Here is a 19391-nt window from a genome sequence, read left to right on the forward strand (position 1 = left end):
AGATAATTATGTATATCTGAGAAAATTCCCGGCGATGGCGCAATTCTACTCTGCAAAGCGACGCGTGACGACGCGTCAGATCATCACTGTCGAAGCCACGGACCTTGACCCTTTTGGTCAGGGCGTTGCGCATCACAATGGTAAGACACTGTTTATAACAGGTTTGCTGCCCACAGAACGAGCAGAAATTACGCTGACGGAAGATAAACGCCAGTACGCACGCGGGAAGGTGAAGCGCCGTCTGACCACCAGCCCGGAGCGCACAGAGCCACGCTGCCCGCATTTTGGCGTCTGCGGAGGCTGCCAGCAACAACATGCCAGCGTAGTTTTACAGCAAAAAAGTAAGAGTAATGCCCTGGCACGCCTGCTCAGGCATGACGTTGACGACATCATTGCCGAACAGCCCTGGGGCTATCGTCGTCGCGCGCGGCTGAGCCTTAGCTATCAGCCCAAAAACGAGCGGCTGGAGATGGGGTTTCGCAAAGCGGGCTCCAGCGATATCGTCGATATCAGGCAGTGCCCCATTTTGGTGCCCCGTCTTGAGGCATTGCTCCCGGACGTGCACGCATGCCTGTCCGGGCTGGACAGTGTTCGCCACCTCGGGCATGTGGAACTGGTCCTGGCAAACAATGGTCCGCTGATGGTGCTGCGCCATACCGCGCCGCTGTCCAAAAAAGACCGCGAAAAACTGGAACGCTTTTCGCATTCCCACGAGCTGGCGCTTTTTCTCGCCCCACAAAGCGAGATACTGGAGCAGGTTACAGGTGACGCGCCCTGGTATGCGTCAAACGGACTACGCTTAACGTTCAGTCCGCGGGATTTCATCCAGGTTAATGACGGCGTTAATCAGCAGATGATCGAAACCGCGCTGACGTGGCTGGATGTCCAGCCGACCGACCGCGTGCTTGATCTCTTCTGCGGCATGGGCAATTTCACGCTGCCGCTGGCCCGTAAAGCGGCGAGTGTTGTGGGGGTAGAAGGCGTCGACGCGCTGGTGGCGAAAGGCCAGGAGAATGCGCAACAGAACGGCTTGCAAAATGTGACATTCTTTCATCAAAATCTGGAGGAAGATGTCACGCAGCAGCCCTGGGCAAAACAGGGCTTTGACAAAATCCTGCTCGACCCGGCACGGGCAGGCGCACCGGGCGTGATGCAGCATATAATTAAACTCGCCCCGAAACGCGTGGTCTACGTTTCCTGTAACCCGGCAACACTTGCCCGGGACAGCGAGGCATTACTCAGCGCGGGTTACCAGATTCAGCGTCTGGCAATGCTGGACATGTTCCCGCACACTGGGCATCTGGAATCAATGGTGTTGTTCGAGCACATCTAATTAGTTTGGCTTGTCGACTTCGACAGGCCCTGGTCCCTAAAGGAGAGGACGATGGTTGCGGTAAGAAGTGCACATCTTAATAAAGCTGGTGAGTTTGACCCTCAAAAATGGATCGCAAGTCTGGGAATTTCCAGCCAGCAGTCGTGTGAACGCTTAACCGAAACCTGGGCCTATTGTCAGCGCACCACGCTGGGGCATCCGGACGCCGAGCTGCTGCTGTGGCGCGGCGTGGAGATGGTCGAAATCTTATCCATGCTCAATATGGATATCGAAACGCTGCAGGCCGCGCTTCTGTTCCCGCTTGCCGATGCGGACGTCGTCACGGAAGACGTGCTGCGTGAAAGCGTCGGAAAATCGGTCGTGGCGCTGATCCACGGTGTCCGCGATATGGCGGCCATTCGTCAGCTTAAAGCCGCGCACACCGATTCCGTCTCCTCTGAACAGGTCGATAACGTTCGCCGGATGCTGCTGGCCATGGTGGATGATTTCCGCTGCGTGGTGATCAAGCTTGCCGAGCGTATCGCCCACCTGCGTGAAGTGAAGGACGCGCCGGAAGATGAGCGCGTACTCGCCGCCAAAGAGTGTACAAACATCTATGCGCCGCTGGCGAACCGCTTAGGCATTGGTCAGCTCAAATGGGAGCTGGAAGACTACTGCTTCCGTTACCTGCACCCGGCGGAATATAAGCGCATAGCGAAACTGCTGCATGAACGCCGTATCGACCGCGAACACTATATTGAAGAATTTGTCAGCGGGTTGCGCCAGTCGATGAAGGAAGAGAACGTCCGTGCCGAAGTGTACGGTCGGCCAAAGCATATCTACAGCATCTGGCGCAAAATGCAGAAGAAACACCTCGCCTTTGACGAGCTGTTCGACGTGCGTGCCGTGCGTATTGTGGCGGAGCGTCTGCAGGACTGCTACGCCGCACTGGGGATCGTGCACACGCACTTCCGCCATCTGCCGGATGAGTTCGATGACTATGTCGCCAACCCGAAACCTAACGGCTACCAGTCTATTCATACCGTGGTGCTGGGCCCCGGCGGTAAAACGGTTGAAATTCAGATCCGTACCAAACAGATGCACGAAGACGCCGAGCTGGGTGTCGCCGCGCACTGGAAATACAAAGAGGGCACCTCGGGCGGAGCGCGCACCGGTCACGAAGACCGCATTGCCTGGCTGCGTAAGCTGATTGCGTGGCAAGAAGAGATGGCCGACTCCGGCGAGATGCTCGACGAAGTGCGCAGCCAGGTCTTCGACGACCGGGTGTACGTCTTTACGCCTAAAGGGGACGTTGTCGACCTGCCTGCCGGGTCAACGCCGCTCGACTTTGCCTATCACATCCACAGCGATGTCGGGCACCGCTGCATTGGTGCGAAAATCGGCGGGCGCATTGTGCCGTTCACCTACCAGCTGCAAATGGGCGATCAGATTGAAATCATCACCCAGAAGCAGCCAAACCCGAGCCGTGACTGGCTGAACCCGAACCTGGGGTATGTCACCACCAGCCGCGGACGCTCCAAAATTCACGCCTGGTTCCGTAAACAGGATCGTGACAAGAACATCCTTGCCGGTCGCCAGATCCTGGATGACGAGCTGGAGCATATAGGCATCAGCCTGAAAGAGGCGGAGAAGTTCCTGCTGCCGCGTTACAACTTTAATGAGCTCGATGAGCTGTTAGCGGCCATTGGCGGCGGCGATATTCGTCTCAACCAGATGGTGAATTTCCTGCAGGCGCAGTTCAACAAGCCAAGTGCGGCAGAGCAGGATGCGGCGGCGCTGAAACAGCTGCAGCAGAAAACCTACGCCCCGCAGCAGCGCAGCAAAGACAATGGCCGCGTGGTGGTGGAAGGCGTCGGCAATCTGATGCACCACATCGCCCGCTGCTGCCAGCCTATCCCGGGGGACGACATCGTCGGCTTTATCACCCAGGGGCGTGGGATTTCGATTCACCGCTCAGACTGTGACCAGCTTGCTGAGCTGCAGTCGCATGCGCCGGAACGCATCGTTGAAGCCGTCTGGGGTGAAAGCTACTCTGCCGGCTACTCGCTGGTGGTGCGCGTCACCGCCAACGACCGCAGCGGTCTGCTGCGCGACATTACGACCATTCTTGCCAATGAGAAGGTCAACGTGCTGGGCGTTGCCAGCCGCAGCGATACCCGCGAGCAGCTTGCCACCATCGATATGACCATCGAAATCTACAACCTGCAGGTGCTGGGCCGCGTGCTTGGCAAACTGAACCAGGTCCCGGATGTGATTGACGCGCGTCGTCTCCACGGCGGTTAAACATCCTCTTCTGTAAGCCGGGTAAGGCAACGCCGCCACCCGGCATTTTTTCATCAGGACAGTACTATGACTCAAATCGACCGCCTGCTCGGCATCATGAAACGCCTGCGCGACCCGGAAAACGGCTGCCCGTGGGATAAAGAGCAGACTTTCGCGACTATCGCCCCGTACACCCTCGAAGAGACCTATGAAGTACTGGACGCCATTTCACGTGAGGACTTTGACGACCTGCGCGGCGAACTCGGTGACCTGCTGTTCCAGGTGGTGTTCTATGCGCAGATGGCGCAGGAAGAGGGGCGCTTTAATTTTGACGATATCTGCGCCGCCATTAGCGACAAGCTTGAGCGCCGCCATCCGCATATCTTTGGCGATGCCACGGCGGGCAACAGCGCGGAAGTGCTGGCGCGCTGGGAGCAGATTAAAAGCGCCGAGCGGGCTGAAAAATCCCAACACTCCGCGCTGGATGACATCCCGCTGAGTCTGCCCGCCCTGATGCGTGCCCATAAGATCCAGAAACGCTGCTCGGCAGTGGGGTTTGACTGGCACTCGCTTGGCCCGGTACTGGACAAAGTCCATGAAGAAATCGACGAAGTGATGCACGAAGCGCAGCAGGCCGTGGTGGATGAAGCAAAGCTTGAAGAAGAGATGGGCGATTTGCTGTTTGCCACCGTCAACCTTTCGCGCCACCTGGGTGTAAAAGCGGAAACGGCCCTGCAAAAAGCCAACCTTAAGTTCGAACGACGCTTTCGCGAAGTCGAGCGCATTGTGGCCTCGCGCGGCCTGGAAATGACCGGAATTGACCTCGATGTGATGGAAGAAGTCTGGCAGGAAGTAAAACGCCAGGAATCTGATCTCTAACGGAATTTTGCGATCAAGCGCAATTTGTGTGATTTTTTAAATGACAAGCGCTTGATTTGCGTCAAAAACATTTACCCAAAAGGGGCTATTTTCTCACTCCTTATGTTTGTCATGGCCTGGAATGGAGACGGAGAATGAAAGTTTGTGGCGCTCGCCGTGTTCGGGTATACTACTTTCCCGTCCTGGTTATTCCATCGTTTCACCCTAACTTCTCAGGTTCAGCATGACAACGAACTATATTTTTGTGACCGGCGGGGTCGTATCCTCTCTGGGTAAAGGCATTGCCGCAGCCTCCCTCGCAGCCATTCTTGAAGCCCGTGGCCTCAATGTGACCATGATGAAACTGGATCCGTACATCAACGTCGATCCTGGCACCATGAGCCCAATCCAACACGGGGAAGTGTTCGTTACTGAAGACGGCGCTGAAACCGATCTGGATCTTGGCCACTACGAGCGTTTCATTCGCACCAAAATGACCCGTCGTAATAACTTCACGACTGGCCGTATCTACTCCGACGTTCTGCGTAAAGAGCGTCGTGGTGATTATCTGGGTGCGACCGTTCAGGTTATCCCGCACATCACTAACGCTATCAAAGAACGCATCATTGCGGGTGGCGAAGGCCACGACGTGGTGCTGGTTGAAATCGGCGGTACCGTGGGTGATATCGAATCCCTGCCGTTCCTGGAAGCGATTCGCCAGCTGGCGGTTGATATCGGTCGTGAACACGCGCTGTTCATGCACCTGACGCTGGTGCCTTACATGGCAGCCGCAGGTGAAGTGAAAACCAAACCGACCCAGCACTCCGTGAAAGAGCTGCTCTCCATCGGTATTCAGCCTGACATTCTGGTTTGCCGCTCCGATCGCGCGGTTCCGGCGAACGAACGTGCGAAAATTGCATTGTTCTGTAACGTGCCGGAAAAAGCCGTTATTTCAATGAAAGATGTCGATTCCATTTATAAAATCCCGGGCCTGTTGAAATCACAGGGCCTGGACGATTATATTTGTAAACGATTCAGCTTGAACTGTCCGGAAGCTAACCTGTCTGAATGGGAACAGGTTATTTATGAAGAAGCCAATCCGGCAGGTGAAGTGACTATCGGTATGGTCGGCAAGTACATCGAACTGCCGGATGCCTATAAGTCCGTTATCGAAGCGCTGAAACACGGTGGTCTGAAGAACCGCGTCTCCGTGAACATCAAGCTGATTGATTCGCAGGATGTTGAAACACGTGGCGTCGAAATTCTGAAAGATCTGGATGCGATTCTCATCCCTGGCGGCTTTGGCTACCGTGGTGTAGAAGGCAAGATCGCCACTGCACGCTATGCGCGTGAAAACAATATTCCATACCTCGGCATCTGCCTGGGTATGCAGGTTGCGCTGATCGAATTTGCGCGCAACGTAGCGGGAATGGAAAACGCGAACTCTACGGAATTTGTGCCAGACTGTAAGTACCCTGTAGTGGCGCTTATCACTGAATGGCGCGACGAAGACGGTAACGTCGAAGTCCGTACCGAGAAGAGCGATCTGGGTGGCACTATGCGTCTTGGCGCACAGGCCTGCCAGCTGTCTGACGATAGCGTGGTTCGTAAGCTGTACGGCGAACCGGTCATCACTGAGCGTCATCGTCACCGCTATGAAGTCAACAACATGTTGTTGAAACAAATTGAAGCTGCGGGTCTGCGTGTTGCGGGCCGCTCCGGGGATGATCAGTTAGTCGAGATCATCGAAGTGCCAAACCATCCGTGGTTTGTCGCCTGCCAATTCCACCCGGAATTTACTTCAACGCCACGTGACGGGCATCCGCTGTTTGCTGGTTTCGTGAAAGCCGCCAGCGAGTATCAGAAGCGTCAGGCGAAGTAAAAAAGTTAGAACGGCAACGCGTACCCTCGGTACGCGTTGTTTGTCTGGAGTTTTAGTTTAACTTGTACTGAGGAAAATCTAATGTCCAAAATCGTTAAAGTCATCGGTCGTGAAATCATCGACTCCCGTGGTAACCCGACCGTTGAAGCCGAAGTTCATCTGGAAGGTGGTTTCGTCGGTATGGCAGCTGCTCCATCAGGTGCTTCTACTGGTTCCCGCGAAGCGCTGGAACTGCGCGATGGCGACAAATCCCGTTTCATGGGCAAAGGCGTACTGAAAGCTGTTGGCGCTGTAAACGGTCCTATTGCTCAGGCAATCATTGGCAAAGACGCTAAAGACCAGGCTGGCATCGACAAGATCATGATCGATCTGGACGGTACTGAAAACAAATCTAACTTCGGTGCGAACGCAATCCTGGCGGTTTCCCTGGCGAACGCCAAAGCCGCTGCGGCAGCGAAAGGTATGCCACTGTTCGAGCACATCGCTGAACTGAACGGCACCCCAGGCAAATACTCCATGCCTGTACCAATGATGAACATCATCAACGGTGGTGAGCACGCAGACAACAACGTTGATATTCAGGAATTCATGATTCAGCCAGTTGGCGCGAAAACCCTGAAAGAAGCAGTACGTATGGGTTCTGAAGTGTTCCACAACCTGGCTAAAGTGCTGAAAGCGAAAGGTATGAACACGGCTGTGGGTGACGAAGGTGGCTACGCGCCAAACCTGGGTTCTAACGCAGAAGCACTGGCTGTTATCGCTGAAGCAGTAAAAGCCGCTGGCTATGAGCTGGGCAAAGACATCACGCTGGCGATGGACTGTGCAGCATCTGAATTCTACAAAGACGGTAAATACGTTCTGGCTGGCGAAGGCAACAAAGCGTTCACCTCTGAAGAGTTCACTCACTTCCTGGAAGACCTGACCAAACAGTACCCAATCGTTTCTATCGAAGACGGTCTGGACGAGTCTGACTGGGATGGTTTCGCATACCAGACTAAAGTACTGGGCGACAAAATCCAGCTGGTTGGTGACGATCTGTTCGTAACCAACACCAAGATCCTGAAAGAAGGCATCGAGAAAGGCATCGTTAACTCCATCCTGATCAAATTCAACCAGATCGGTTCTCTGACCGAAACTCTGGCAGCGATCAAAATGGCGAAAGACGCTGGCTACACCGCTGTTATCTCTCACCGTTCTGGCGAAACTGAAGACGCTACCATCGCTGACCTGGCTGTTGGTACCGCTGCTGGCCAGATCAAAACCGGTTCTATGAGCCGTTCTGACCGTGTTGCTAAATACAACCAGCTGATTCGTATCGAAGAAGCGCTGGGCGAAAAAGCACCTTACAACGGTCGTAAAGAGATCAAAGGCCAGGCATAATTGCTTAAGCCTTAAAATAAAAATGCCAGTCGAAAGACTGGCATTTTTTTTGGTTATTTGAAATCAACCGCCATTTGCTCCGGGATGCTCAACCCCCGGGTAGTTTGTACGCAGCGGGCAATATAGTCCGTAAAACGCGGCGGTTTAGGCATGCCCATACTGAGCAGCTTGTCGTTGCTGAAACGTACATTCAGCGTGGCAAAGGCCCCGTACAAGCGCATTGCTCTCAGCATCAGACGTTCATTGCAGGGGCCAAAAATATCCTTCAACTCACGGCGCATTCTGACCAGCGTTTCGTAGCTTACCTGGGCATACTTATCACCGACCGGGGCTTTCTCCAGCGCCTGTGCCATCGCATTATCGATATCCGCAAAGCGCACGCTGTTCTCTTCTCCGGCAGAAATATGTACCACTTCTCCCGGCTGCGCAGCGCTGTTAAGCAGCATCAGCAGCGCATCGGCGCAGTAATCCACCGGGACAACATCTATTTTGTCTTCCATTGAGCACATGAATTTTTGCAGCATCAGCCCCATGCTGAAGACCCAGAAAATACTGCTCGACGGCGTACAGCCATGACGGGTATGGCCGACCACGATGGACGGACGGGCGATGAGCAGCGGCAGGTCGGGGCAGTGCTGGCGCATCAGTTGTTCAATGGTGGATTTCGAATACGTGTATTCCACCAGATGCTCAGCGTTCTCTCTGAACTCCGCGCTTTCGGCGACCAGCGAATCCTGCTCCGGCGTGCACGACATGGCTGTTCCCACATGCAGAAATCGCTGCAAACCGGCAACCTGATTCATGCGTCTGGCGAGCGCCAGCGTCCCCTCCACATTCACTTTCCAGATCAGCGGATTGTTACCAAATGACGCGACGGCTGCGCAGTTAAGAACATGCGTCACCTGTTCCAGACGCGGGTCGTTCAGGAACCCCTCCGGCTGGCTGAGATCGCCGATAAGGATATTCTCCTCACTCAACGCGGCCAGCGTCTCCTCTGAAACCTTGAATTTACGCATGTTGTCCCGCACGCGTTCCAGCCCTTGTTGCGGGTCACTGGCGCGCGCAAGCAGCAGTAATTTTACTGAACTATTGCTGGTAAGTATTTTTTCAAGTACTGCACCGCCCAGAAAACCAGTCACGCCTGTAATAAATAACATATTAATCTATACCGTCTCATAATGATTGATGAGGCGGATTGTAGGCAGGGAAAAGTAAACGGCATTTAAATAGAAAAATGGCAAAGCTGACGGCGTCTTAAGCTTATTTTAAGGTAAGGAACTGAGGTGGAAATATTGGACACTAGCGGAGTGAGAAAAATTCAATTTATAAATTAAATAATTTTAACTTGCTGATTTTGTTCTATTATCTGTGCGGTTTTATTGCTTTTAACACTCATTGAATATGTAATAAATAAAATAATTTGTTACACCATTATGCCGCGCACGAAATAACCGTATCAGCACTTAAATGGAATCGACATCACGCCATGCAGGCTATTTTATTTAGCCTGCAAAGGGTTTTAGAGTAATAAAGGCAGCGTTGCGCTCGCGGTTTGCTGGCTAACCTCACCGTAATGGCTATCAATCGCAATCAGGGAAGTTGTAAGCAATTCAACCAGTAACATTACGCCCACTTTAGCATTGAGCGCGCCTGCGCTGAGTGGTCCTTCCGGTTTTGCGGCGACCAGCTGCATATCGCTAAGCGAAGCCAGCGGGCTGCGGGGCGTATTGCTAAGGGATAACACCTTAACGCCGCGTTTGCGTGCAAGTTTTACGACGTGGAGCAAATCCCGCGTTGAACCGGAACTGGAAATGGCCACCACCAGCGTCCCTTCTGAAAGCGTTGCTGCATTCATGGCCGCACGATGCATATCGCTAAAAAGCTGTGCAGGTTTGCCGAGTCGCAACAGTTTGTAATGTAAATACTCACCGAGGATCGCGCTGGCGGCCACCCCATATATTTGTACGGCTTGCGCCTGATGCAGCGCCTGAGCGGCCTTTTCCAGCAGTGCTCTGTCGAGCAGTCTGGCGGTATCCTGCAGCGCCTGAACAGACTCATCGACGACGTTATCAATTTCGTCCCCGGCCACGCGTGCGGGCTGACCCTGCTGAATATCCAGCGCCAGTGCCATCTTGAATTCGTTATAGCCTTTGCAGCCGAGCGTCCGGCAAAGACGCGTCACGCTGGCTTCACTGGTGTGGCTCTCCCGTGCCAGTTCGGTGATCGTCAGGTAGAGCACCCGGGCCGGATCGTTGAGAACAAACTCTCCCAGTTTTTTTTGCGTGGGGCTGTACCCGGAAGCCTCCTGGCGCAGCTTCAGCAGCAGGTTTTCATGGTCTGACATGCTAGATCCTTAATGCGTTTCTCTGCGTCCTAGTGTGGCGGAAAGCGGGGCAGGGATGCCAGTCATTTCGAAAAAGTATGATCGTCCTCCTGGTTTTTGATGGTGATTTTCACTATTAAATATAATTGTGGTAAAAATTTTCATCGTTAACTAAGGGGATGAAAAAATGATGCAAATGTTCAGTGGTGCTTCGTCCGGCGGATGGTTTGAAAAAGCGCAGCGCTTTGGCAAATCCTTTATGTTGCCCATCGCCGTACTGCCTGCGGCGGGTCTGCTGCTGGGGATAGGCGGCGCGTTATCGAATCCCAATACGCTTACGGCATATCCGTTTTTAGATGTGGGCTGGTTACAGGCTATTTTTACCATCATGAGCAGCGCCGGTTCGATTGTGTTCGCGAATCTGTCGGTGCTGTTTGCCGTTGGGGTTGCCGTCGGGCTGGCAAAAAATGATAAAGGTACGGCAGGGCTGGCGGCGTTACTCGCGTTTCTGGTCATGAATGCCACCATTAACGCACTGCTGATGCTCACCGGAAAACTGGCGCACGAGAATCCGGGGGCGGTCGGGCAAGGCATGACGCTGGGGATCCAGACGCTGGAGACCGGCGTATTTGGTGGTGTGGTCATTGGTCTTGTGACCTGCGCGCTGCATCATCGATTTAATAAGATCGCGCTGCCACAATTCCTGGGATTCTTTGGCGGGTCACGCTTTGTGCCGATTATCAGCTCACTGGCTGCGATCCTGGTCGGAGCCTTAATGACCGTAGTCTGGCCGCATTTCCAGAAGCTGATCTTTGGTCTGGGCGGGCTGGTGGAAGCGACCGGTTATCTGGGAACACTGCTGTACGGCTTCATTTTGCGCATGCTGGGCCCGTTCGGTTTACACCACATCTTCTACCTTCCGTTCTGGACCACCGCGCTTGGCGGCAGCGAGATTGTCAACGGACAACTGGTTGAAGGTACGCAGCGGATCTTCTTCGCTCAGTTGGCCGATCCCACGACGCGCCAGTTTTATGAAGGAACGTCGCGCTTCATGTCCGGGCGCTTTATCACGATGATGTTTGGTTTGCTCGGGGCCTGCCTTGCGATGTATCACACGGCTAAACCGGAGAACAAAAAACGCGTCGCGGGGTTGTTGCTTTCAGCGGCATTAACCTCCTTCCTTACGGGGATCACCGAGCCCATCGAGTTCTCCTTCCTGTTTATCGCGCCGGTGCTGTACGTCATTCACGCATTTTTTGACGGGCTGGCGTTTATGCTCGCGCATATTTTACATATCACCATTGGGCAGACCTTCTCCGGCGGTTTTATCGACTTTGTGCTGTTCGGCATTTTGCAGGGGGAGGCCAAAACCCACTGGATGTTAGTGCCGCTGGTGGGCGTACCGTGGTTCTTCCTCTACTACTTCACGTTCCGCTATCTGATTAATCGCTTTGATTTTGCCACGCCGGGTCGGGAAAAGGAGGCGGTGGCCAATGACGTGACTTTAGTCCAGAGCGAACGCGCAAGTGCGGTGATCGCCGGACTGGGCGGAAAAGACAATCTGGAAGAGGTGGACTGCTGCGCCACGCGTCTTCGCGTCACGGTTAAAGACGGCAGCAAAGTGAATGACGCGGCGCTGAAAGCCACCGGTGCGCGCGGCGTGATTGTGCGCGGGAATGGCGTTCAGGTCATTTATGGTCCGCATGTCACGATTATCAAAAACGAAGTGGAAGAGATCTTATCGTAATGAAAACTGTACTGGATACCCTGAAGGGAAAACTGGTCGTCTCCTGTCAGGCGCTTGAGAACGAACCGTTGCATAGCCCGTTTATTATGTCGCGAATGGCGCTGGCGGCGCGTCAGGGAGGGGCTGCGGCCATCCGTGCCAACAGCGTGGTGGATATTGAGGCGATCAAAGAGCAGGTTACGCTGCCGGTTATTGGCATCATCAAGCGGGAGTACCCCGACAGCGAGGTGTTTATCACCGCAACGATGAAAGAGGTGGATGAACTGATGACCGTCTCCCCGGCGATCATTGCGCTTGATGCGACCGACAGGGCGCGGCCTGGCGGGGAATCTCTGGCAACGCTGGTTACGCGCATTCGTACCCGTTATCCCTCGGTGCTGCTTATGGCTGATATAGCCACTGTTGATGAGGCCGTCACGGCGCAGGCGCTGGGGTTTGATTGTGTCGGGACCACGCTTTACGGCTACACCGCGCAGACCGCCGGACACGCCTTACCCGATGATGACTGTCAGTTTCTGAAAGCGGTACTGGCAGCCGTCACGGTACCGGTGGTGGCCGAAGGTAACGTGGACACCCCGGAACGCGCCGCCAGATGTCTTGCGCTGGAGGCGCATATGGTGGTGGTGGGCGGGGCAATCACCCGCCCGCAGCAGATTACGGAACGCTTTATGGCGGCAATTGACGCGCAAAGCACCGATCGAGCATGACCATCTCACGGGGATCTGCGATACTTATCGTTTATCCCCTTAACTGAGATGACTATGCAGTACCCGATTAACGAGATGTTCCAGACCCTGCAAGGCGAGGGTTACTTTACCGGCGTTCCCGCAATTTTTATTCGTTTACAGGGATGCCCGGTTGGCTGTGCCTGGTGTGATACCAAACATACGTGGGATAAACTCGCAGATCGGGAAGTGTCGCTGTTTAGCGTTCTGGCGAAAACCAAAGAGAGCGATAAGTGGGGTGCTGGCAGCGCGGAAGATCTGCTGGCCATTATAGGCCGCCAGGGCTGGACGGCGCGCCATGTGGTCATTACCGGGGGCGAACCCTGCATTCACGATCTGACGCCGCTGACCGAACTGCTCGAAAAGAACGGTTACAGTTGCCAGATTGAAACCAGCGGCACGCATGAAGTGCGCTGCTCCCACACCACCTGGGTAACGGTATCGCCTAAAGTAAACATGCGCGGCGGCTACGACGTACTGTCTCAGGCGCTGGAACGTGCTGATGAGATTAAACACCCGGTAGGGCGAGTACGTGATATCGAAGCGCTGGATGAACTGCTGGCGACGCTGACGGATGAAAAACAGCGCGTGATTGCGCTGCAGCCTATCAGCCAGAAAGAAGACGCCACGCGCCTGTGCATTGAAACCTGTATCGCGCGTAACTGGCGCCTGTCGATGCAGACGCACAAATACCTGAATATTGCCTAAAAAAAGCCCGGTGGCGCTAGCGCTTACCGGGCCTACGGTTCCAGGCTTTTGTTGGCCGGGTAAGGCGAAGCCGACCCCCGGCAAGCATTACTCGCCGCGATACACGCAGCCTGCCGTACAGGTCTCTTTGATCATCACTGCGCTCAGCAGCGGCACCAGCGGTTTCATCTGATCCCAAATCCATTTTGCCAGCACTTCGCTGGTCGGGTTTTCAAGGCCCGGGATATCGTTCAGGTAATAGTGATCCAGACGATCGTAAGTCGGCTTAAATGCCGCCTTCAGCTCAGCAAAGTCCATGATCCAACCGGTATGCGGATCAACTTCACCGGTGATCTCAAGACGCACCATAAACGAATGCCCGTGCAGACGGCCGCATTTATGTCCTTCAGGAACATGCGGAAGGTGGTGGGCGGCTTCGAAGGTGAAATCTTTAAACAGTGTGGTGGACATGATCGCTCTCAGTAATGCGGAAAAAACCGCCGCATAGTACCGGAAAGCACAATTTTTAGCATTAACTAAAACGGCCTTTACCTTCATTGCAGCAAAAAAGCCGTCGCTTTGTGATTTATATCCTTATTTTACAGGCGGTTAGTTTATCGCTTTTACCGTTAAGAACGATAACTAAAACAGGTTAGTCCATTTGGTTATTTATTATTTCCATCCCTTCTTTAATTGTTATTATCCTCGCCGTTAACCTTATCTTCAGTTTGGATTTATTCGCTTAAAGTCCGCTTGGCTACTGGAACATAACGACGCATGACAACACAGGCCCCACCTTCAAATTTGCTTCCCCTGAACCCGGAGCAACTGGCGCGCCTTCAGGCTGCCACCTCTGATTTTTCTCCCACCCAGCTTGCCTGGGTCTCTGGCTATTTCTGGGGAATGCTCAACCAGCAGCCTGGCGCTGTGGCTGCGGCTCCGGCAACGGCGGTAGAAATTCCTGCCATTACGCTTATCTCCGCTTCGCAGACGGGCAATGCCCGCCGCGTGGCAGAAGCGCTGCGTGACGACCTGCTGGCCGCCAAACTGAACGTGAACCTGGTGAACGCCGGGGATTATAAATTCAAACAGATCGCGTCAGAAAAACTGCTGGTGGTTGTGGCCTCAACGCAGGGCGAGGGTGAACCCGCTGAAGAGGCGGTCGCGCTGCATAAATTCCTGTTCTCGAAAAAAGCGCCCAGACTCGATGGCACTGCGTTTGCCGTGTTCGGCCTGGGCGATACCTCTTATGAATTCTTCTGCCAGTCCGGTAAAGATTTCGACAGCAAGCTGGCGGAGCTGGGCGCAGAGCGCCTGCTGGACCGCGTTGATGCAGATGTGGAATACCAGGCTGCCGCTGCAGAGTGGCGTGCGCGCATTGTTGACGTGCTGAAAGCACGCGTACCGAAAGAGACACCAGCCCAGGCAGCGATCACCGCGACCGGCGTGGTCAACGACATTCACACCAGCCCGTACACCAAAGAGGCGCCGCTGTCGGCAAGCCTGTCGGTTAATCAAAAAATTACCGGCCGCGACTCTGAAAAAGATGTGCGCCATATCGAGATCGATCTGGGCGACTCGGGTCTGCGTTATCAGCCTGGCGATGCGCTGGGGGTCTGGTATCAAAACGATCCGGCGCTGGTCAAGGAACTGGTCGAACTGCTGTGGCTGAAAGGCGACGAGCCTGTCACCGTCGAAGGCAAAACGCAGCCGCTCACTGAAGCGCTGCAGTGGCACTTCGAGCTGACGGTGAATACCGCCAATATCGTTGAGAACTATGCCACCTTAACGCGCAGCGAATCGCTGCTGCCGTTAGTGGGCGATAAGGCAAAGCTGCAGCATTACGCGGCGACTACGCCGATTGTCGATATGGTGCGTTTCTCTCCGGCACAGCTGGATGCCAACGCACTGATCGGCCTGCTGCGTCCGCTTACGCCGCGTCTGTACTCCATTGCCTCATCGCAGGCTGAAGTCGAGAGCGAAGTGCACATCACCGTGGGCGTGGTGCGGTACGACATCGAAGGCCGTGCCCGCGCGGGCGGTGCCTCCAGCTTCCTGGCCGATCGCGTGGAGGAAGAGGGCGAAGTGCGCGTCTTTATCGAGCACAACGACAACTTCCGTCTGCCGGCGAACCCGGAAACGCCGGTAATCATGATTGGCCCGGGTACCGGCATTGCGCCGTTCCGTGCCTTTATGCAGCAGCGTGCGGCGGACGAGGCACCGGGTAAAAACTGGCTGTTCTTCGGTAACCCGCACTTTACCGAAGATTTCCTCTATCAGGTTGAGTGGCAGCGCTACGTGAAAGAAGGGGTGCTGACCCGTATCGATCTGGCCTGGTCGCGCGATCAGAAAGAAAAAGTATACGTACAAGACAAACTGCGCGAACAGGGCGCAGAGCTGTGGCGCTGGATCAATGACGGTGCCCACATTTATGTCTGCGGTGACGCCAATCGCATGGCGAAAGACGTTGAGCAGGCACTGCTGGAAGTGATTGCCGAATTCGGCGGTATGGATGCCGAAGCGGCGGATGAATTTTTAAGTGAGCTGCGCGTTGAGCGCCGTTATCAGCGAGATGTCTACTAATGAGCGAAAAACATCCAGGGCCCCTGGTGGTCGAAGGTAAACTGTCAGACGCCGAGCGCATGAAGCTGGAAAGCAACTATCTGCGCGGCACCATTGCTGAAGATCTGAATGACGGTCTCACCGGCGGTTTCAAAGGCGACAACTTCCTGCTGATCCGTTTCCACGGCATGTATCAACAGGACGACCGCGACATTCGCGCCGAGCGTGCTGAACAGAAGCTGGAGCCGCGTCACGCGATGCTGCTGCGCTGCCGCCTGCCGGGCGGAGTGATCACCACGACACAGTGGCAGGCGATTGATAAATTTGCCGGTGAAAACACCATTTACGGCAGCATTCGTCTGACCAACCGTCAGACCTTCCAGTTCCACGGCATTCTGAAGAAGAACGTGAAGCCGGTACACCAGATGCTGCACTCCGTCGGACTGGACGCGCTGGCGACGGCCAACGACATGAACCGTAACGTGCTCTGCACCTCGAACCCGTATGAGTCCGAGCTGCACGCTGAAGCCTATGAGTGGGCGAAGAAGATCTCCGAGCACCTGCTGCCGCGTACCCGCGCTTATGCGGAGATCTGGCTCGATCAGGAAAAAGTTGCGACCACCGATGAAGAACCGATCCTCGGTCAGACCTATCTGCCGCGTAAGTTCAAAACCACGGTGGTGATCCCGCCGCAGAACGACATCGATCTGCACGCCAACGACATGAACTTTGTGGCAATTGCCGAAAACGGCAAGCTGGTGGGCTTTAACCTGCTGGTGGGCGGCGGTCTGTCCATTGAACACGGTAACAAGAAAACCTATGCCCGCACTGCGAGCGAGTTCGGCTTCCTGCCGCTGGAGCATACGCTGGCCGTGGCGGAAGCGGTGGTCACCACCCAGCGCGACTGGGGTAACCGTACCGACCGTAAAAACGCGAAAACCAAATACACCCTGGAGCGCGTGGGCGTTGAGACGTTCAAAGAGGAAGTGGAGCGTCGTGCGGGGATCAAATTTGAGCCGATCCGCCCTTACGAATTCACCGGTCGCGGCGATCGCATCGGCTGGGTAAAAGGCATCGACAATAAATGGCACCTGACGCTGTTTATCGAAAACGGCCGTATTCTGGATTACCCGGGCCGTCCGCTGAAAACCGGCCTGCTGGAAATCGCGAAGATCCACAAAGGTGAGTTCCGCATTACCGCCAACCAGAACCTGATTATTGCTGGTGTGCCGGAAAGTGAAAAGGCGAAAATTGAGGCGCTGGCGCGTGACCATGGGTTGATGAATGCGGTCAAACCGCAGCGCGAAAACTCGATGGCCTGCGTGTCGTTCCCGACTTGTCCGCTGGCGATGGCGGAAGCGGAACGTTTCCTGCCGTCATTTACGGACAAAGTGGAAGCGATTCTGGAAAAACACGGTATTCCGGACGAGCATATTGTTATGCGCGTAACCGGCTGTCCGAACGGCTGTGGCCGCGCGATGCTGGCCGAGCTTGGGCTGGTGGGGAAAGCGCCGGGTCGCTATAACCTGCACCTGGGCGGTAACCGTATCGGCACGCGTATTCCGCGTATGTTCCGCGAGAATATCACTGAGCCAGAAATTCTCGATTCCATCGACGAGCTTGTCGGGCGCTGGGCGAAAGAGCGCGAAGCGGGTGAAGGCTTCGGCGACTTTACGGTGCGTGCGGGCATTATTCGCCCGGTGCTCGATCCCGCAAGGGATTTCTGGGAGTAACCACGAGAGGTAATTATGTCCGTACTCGATCTAAACGCGCTTAACGCATTGCCAAAAGTCGAACGCATTCTGGCACTCGCAGAAACCAACGCCCAACTGGAAAAGCTGGACGCCGAAGGGCGCGTGGCGTGGGCGCTGGAAAACCTGCCGGGTGACTACGTGCTGTCGTCGAGCTTTGGCATTCAGGCGGCGGTCAGTTTGCATCTGGTGAATCAGATCCGCCCGGATATTCCGGTGATCCTCACCGATACCGGCTATCTGTTCCCGGAAACCTACCAGTTTATCGATGAGCTGACGGACAAGCTTAAGCTGAACCTGAAAGTGTACCGCGCGGAGCAGAGCGCGGCCTGGCAGGAGGCGCGCTACGGCAAACTCTGGGAGCAGGGCGTTGAGGGCATTGAGAAATACAATGAGATCAACAAGGTCGAGCCGATGAACCGTGCGCTGAAAGAGCTGAACGCGCAGACCTGGTTTGCCGGTCTTCGCCGCGAGCAGTCCGGCAGCCGGGCCACGCTGCCGGTGCTGGCGGTGCAGCGCGGCGTGTTTAAAGTGCTGCCGATCATCGACTGGGATAACCGTACGGTGTACCAGTATCTGCAAAAACACGGGCTGAAATACCATCCGCTGTGGGATCAGGGCTACCTGTCCGTGGGGGATACCCATACCACGCGCAAATGGGAACCGGGAATGGCGGAAGAAGAGACGCGATTCTTTGGGCTGAAGCGCGAGTGCGGGTTACACGAAGGATAATGATTTTTCCTCCCTCTCCCGGTGGGAGAGGGTTGGGGTGAGGGCATCAGGCCGCACAGCGTTCAAAAACCTCAGGCTTTCCCCGCTTTCGCCAGCTCCTTCACCAGCGGCAGCATCACTTTCACCACATCGCGGCTACGGTGCTCAATGCGCTGCGGCAGTGCGCTATCAATATGCTGCTGATTATCCAGCATCACGTTATGCCAGCTCGTCCCGTCCGGGAAGGCTTTCGTTTTAGCCCGCTGCTGATAGCCATCTTTCTTGCCTAACGCCCAGTTGGTGGCTTCGACGTACAGCACCGGGATGCCCGCTTTATCGAACACTTCACCATCGTTACAGCAGCCCGTTCCGCGCGGATAAGCCGGATTGCCGCCAGGATTGGTCGTGGCATACACGCCTTGGCTGCGCGCAATTGCCAGCGCCCGGTCACGGGTCAGTTTACGCACGGTACCCGGCGTACTCTGTCCGCTATTAAAATAGAGCTTATCGCCAACGATTAAATTATCGAGGTTAATCACCAGCAGCGTATTTTTCTTCTCCTCAGCGCTCATGCGCTTAAGGAAATTCTCCGCGCCGAGTTTGCCTTCCTCTTCACCGCTGGTTGCCACAAAGCGAATACCGTATTTTGTCGGAATGTTTTTCATTCGCTCGGCCAGTTCAAGCATCACGCCCAGACCCGCCGCGTTATCGTCCAGCCCCTGCAGCGTCAGCCCGCCCAGATTGTTATCGGTATCGGCGTCGCTCATGGGCGCGTAAGTGTCCAGGTGCGCCATAATAATGATCTGCTCAGCCGCGCTACCTTCATGTGCCGCAATAACGGTACTGCCGGTCACGTTATGCCAGTTTTTTGTTTTATTTCGTGAGGTGTAGATATAGCGGCTGTGAAACGAGCGGATATCGCTCTGGTAGCCCATATCGGCAAACTGCTGGCGAAGATAGTCAGCGGAAAGCATTTCCGCAGGGGAACCGGTCATGCGTCCGGGAAAAACGGTGGCAATATGCCGCGCCTGCATATTGGCGATTTCACCATACGGTTGATTTTTTGCCTGAGCCGGAAGGATAAAGCAAACGCCGAGCGCCAGGGCAACGTATCGGTGGCGCATTGCGGAAAACATAGTGAGTCCTTAAAAACAGAGCAAAATTATAACC

At 54.9% G+C, this 19391-nt stretch carries 15 protein-coding genes; 11 read left to right on the forward strand and 4 right to left on the reverse strand.

Annotated elements, in window-relative coordinates:
- Positions 1-34 precede the first annotated feature (34 nt).
- From rlmD to eno, 5 genes are all read left to right on the forward strand, one after another.
- Positions 35-1333 carry a 23S rRNA (uracil(1939)-C(5))-methyltransferase RlmD gene (rlmD, locus tag PUZ33_RS05760; protein WP_058681962.1) on the forward strand — a complete coding sequence of 433 codons (1299 nt, stop codon included), beginning with the start codon at positions 35-37 and terminating at the stop codon, positions 1331-1333.
- Between the two features lie 51 nt (positions 1334-1384).
- Positions 1385-3616, forward strand: a complete 2232-nt coding sequence (gene relA / locus PUZ33_RS05765; RefSeq protein WP_013098518.1) for a GTP diphosphokinase — start codon at positions 1385-1387, stop codon at positions 3614-3616.
- 66 nt (positions 3617-3682) lie between these two features.
- Positions 3683-4474 carry a nucleoside triphosphate pyrophosphohydrolase gene (gene mazG, locus PUZ33_RS05770; protein WP_029883908.1) on the forward strand — a complete coding sequence of 264 codons (792 nt, stop codon included), beginning with the start codon at positions 3683-3685 and terminating at the stop codon, positions 4472-4474.
- Positions 4475-4697: 223 nt separating this feature from the next.
- Entirely contained in the window at positions 4698-6335 is a 1638-nt protein-coding gene (pyrG, locus tag PUZ33_RS05775) for a glutamine hydrolyzing CTP synthase (protein ID WP_013098516.1), read from the forward strand.
- An 81-nt stretch (positions 6336-6416) separates the two neighbouring features.
- On the forward strand, positions 6417-7715 hold the full coding sequence (eno, locus tag PUZ33_RS05780; protein WP_013098515.1) for a phosphopyruvate hydratase: 1299 nt from the start codon (positions 6417-6419) through the stop codon (positions 7713-7715).
- A 53-nt stretch (positions 7716-7768) separates the two neighbouring features.
- On the opposite strand, the gene PUZ33_RS05785 is transcribed toward eno, so the two are convergent.
- Together PUZ33_RS05785 and PUZ33_RS05790 are read right to left on the reverse strand one after the other, a co-directional pair.
- Entirely contained in the window at positions 7769-8878 is a 1110-nt protein-coding gene (locus tag PUZ33_RS05785; RefSeq protein WP_058680946.1) for an SDR family oxidoreductase, read from the reverse strand.
- A gap of 356 nt (positions 8879-9234) precedes the next feature.
- A complete protein-coding gene (locus tag PUZ33_RS05790; protein WP_013098513.1) occupies positions 9235-10059 on the reverse strand; it encodes a MurR/RpiR family transcriptional regulator in 825 nt (274 codons plus the stop codon).
- Positions 10060-10225: 166 nt separating this feature from the next.
- Here PUZ33_RS05790 and PUZ33_RS05795 point away from each other — a divergent pair, with 166 nt between their 5' ends.
- The 3 genes from PUZ33_RS05795 to queE are packed head-to-tail and all read left to right on the forward strand — an operon-like array spanning position 10226 to position 13218.
- The gene (locus PUZ33_RS05795; protein ID WP_058680945.1) at positions 10226-11785 is read left to right on the forward strand and encodes a maltose/glucose-specific PTS transporter subunit IIC; all 1560 of its coding nucleotides are present in this window, start codon (positions 10226-10228) and stop codon (positions 11783-11785) included.
- On the forward strand, positions 11785-12492 hold the full coding sequence (locus PUZ33_RS05800; RefSeq protein ID WP_058680944.1) for an N-acetylmannosamine-6-phosphate 2-epimerase: 708 nt from the start codon (positions 11785-11787) through the stop codon (positions 12490-12492). The genes PUZ33_RS05795 and PUZ33_RS05800 overlap by 1 nt, the downstream gene beginning before the upstream one ends.
- A 54-nt stretch (positions 12493-12546) precedes the next feature.
- Positions 12547-13218 carry a 7-carboxy-7-deazaguanine synthase QueE gene (gene queE / locus PUZ33_RS05805; protein WP_013098510.1) on the forward strand — a complete coding sequence of 224 codons (672 nt, stop codon included), beginning with the start codon at positions 12547-12549 and terminating at the stop codon, positions 13216-13218.
- 87 nt (positions 13219-13305) lie between these two features.
- Here the strand turns inward: queE and queD are convergent, their stop codons facing one another.
- On the reverse strand, positions 13306-13668 hold the full coding sequence (gene queD, locus PUZ33_RS05810; protein WP_010434567.1) for a 6-carboxytetrahydropterin synthase QueD: 363 nt from the start codon (positions 13666-13668) through the stop codon (positions 13306-13308).
- Positions 13669-13974: 306 nt separating this feature from the next.
- Between queD and cysJ the strand changes: the two genes are divergently transcribed.
- Genes cysJ through cysH form a run of 3 tightly spaced genes read left to right on the forward strand, consistent with a single transcriptional unit; the run spans position 13975 to position 18242 of the window.
- A complete protein-coding gene (gene cysJ / locus PUZ33_RS05815; RefSeq protein ID WP_058680943.1) occupies positions 13975-15780 on the forward strand; it encodes an NADPH-dependent assimilatory sulfite reductase flavoprotein subunit in 1806 nt (601 codons plus the stop codon).
- Positions 15780-17492, forward strand: coding sequence for an assimilatory sulfite reductase (NADPH) hemoprotein subunit (gene cysI / locus PUZ33_RS05820; RefSeq protein ID WP_020689304.1), 1713 nt, complete (start codon positions 15780-15782; stop codon positions 17490-17492). The genes cysJ and cysI overlap by 1 nt, the downstream gene beginning before the upstream one ends.
- 15 nt (positions 17493-17507) lie before the next feature.
- On the forward strand, positions 17508-18242 hold the full coding sequence (gene cysH / locus PUZ33_RS05825) for a phosphoadenosine phosphosulfate reductase (protein WP_020689303.1): 735 nt from the start codon (positions 17508-17510) through the stop codon (positions 18240-18242).
- Positions 18243-18313: 71 nt separating this feature from the next.
- Here the strand turns inward: cysH and PUZ33_RS05830 are convergent, their stop codons facing one another.
- Positions 18314-19357, reverse strand: coding sequence for an aminopeptidase (locus PUZ33_RS05830; RefSeq protein WP_058680941.1), 1044 nt, complete (start codon positions 19355-19357; stop codon positions 18314-18316).
- Positions 19358-19391: the final 34 nt, after the last annotated feature.

Source organism: Enterobacter cloacae complex sp. 2022EL-00981, assembly GCF_028737495.1.
Taxonomy (GTDB): Bacteria; Pseudomonadota; Gammaproteobacteria; order Enterobacterales; family Enterobacteriaceae; genus Enterobacter; species Enterobacter cloacae.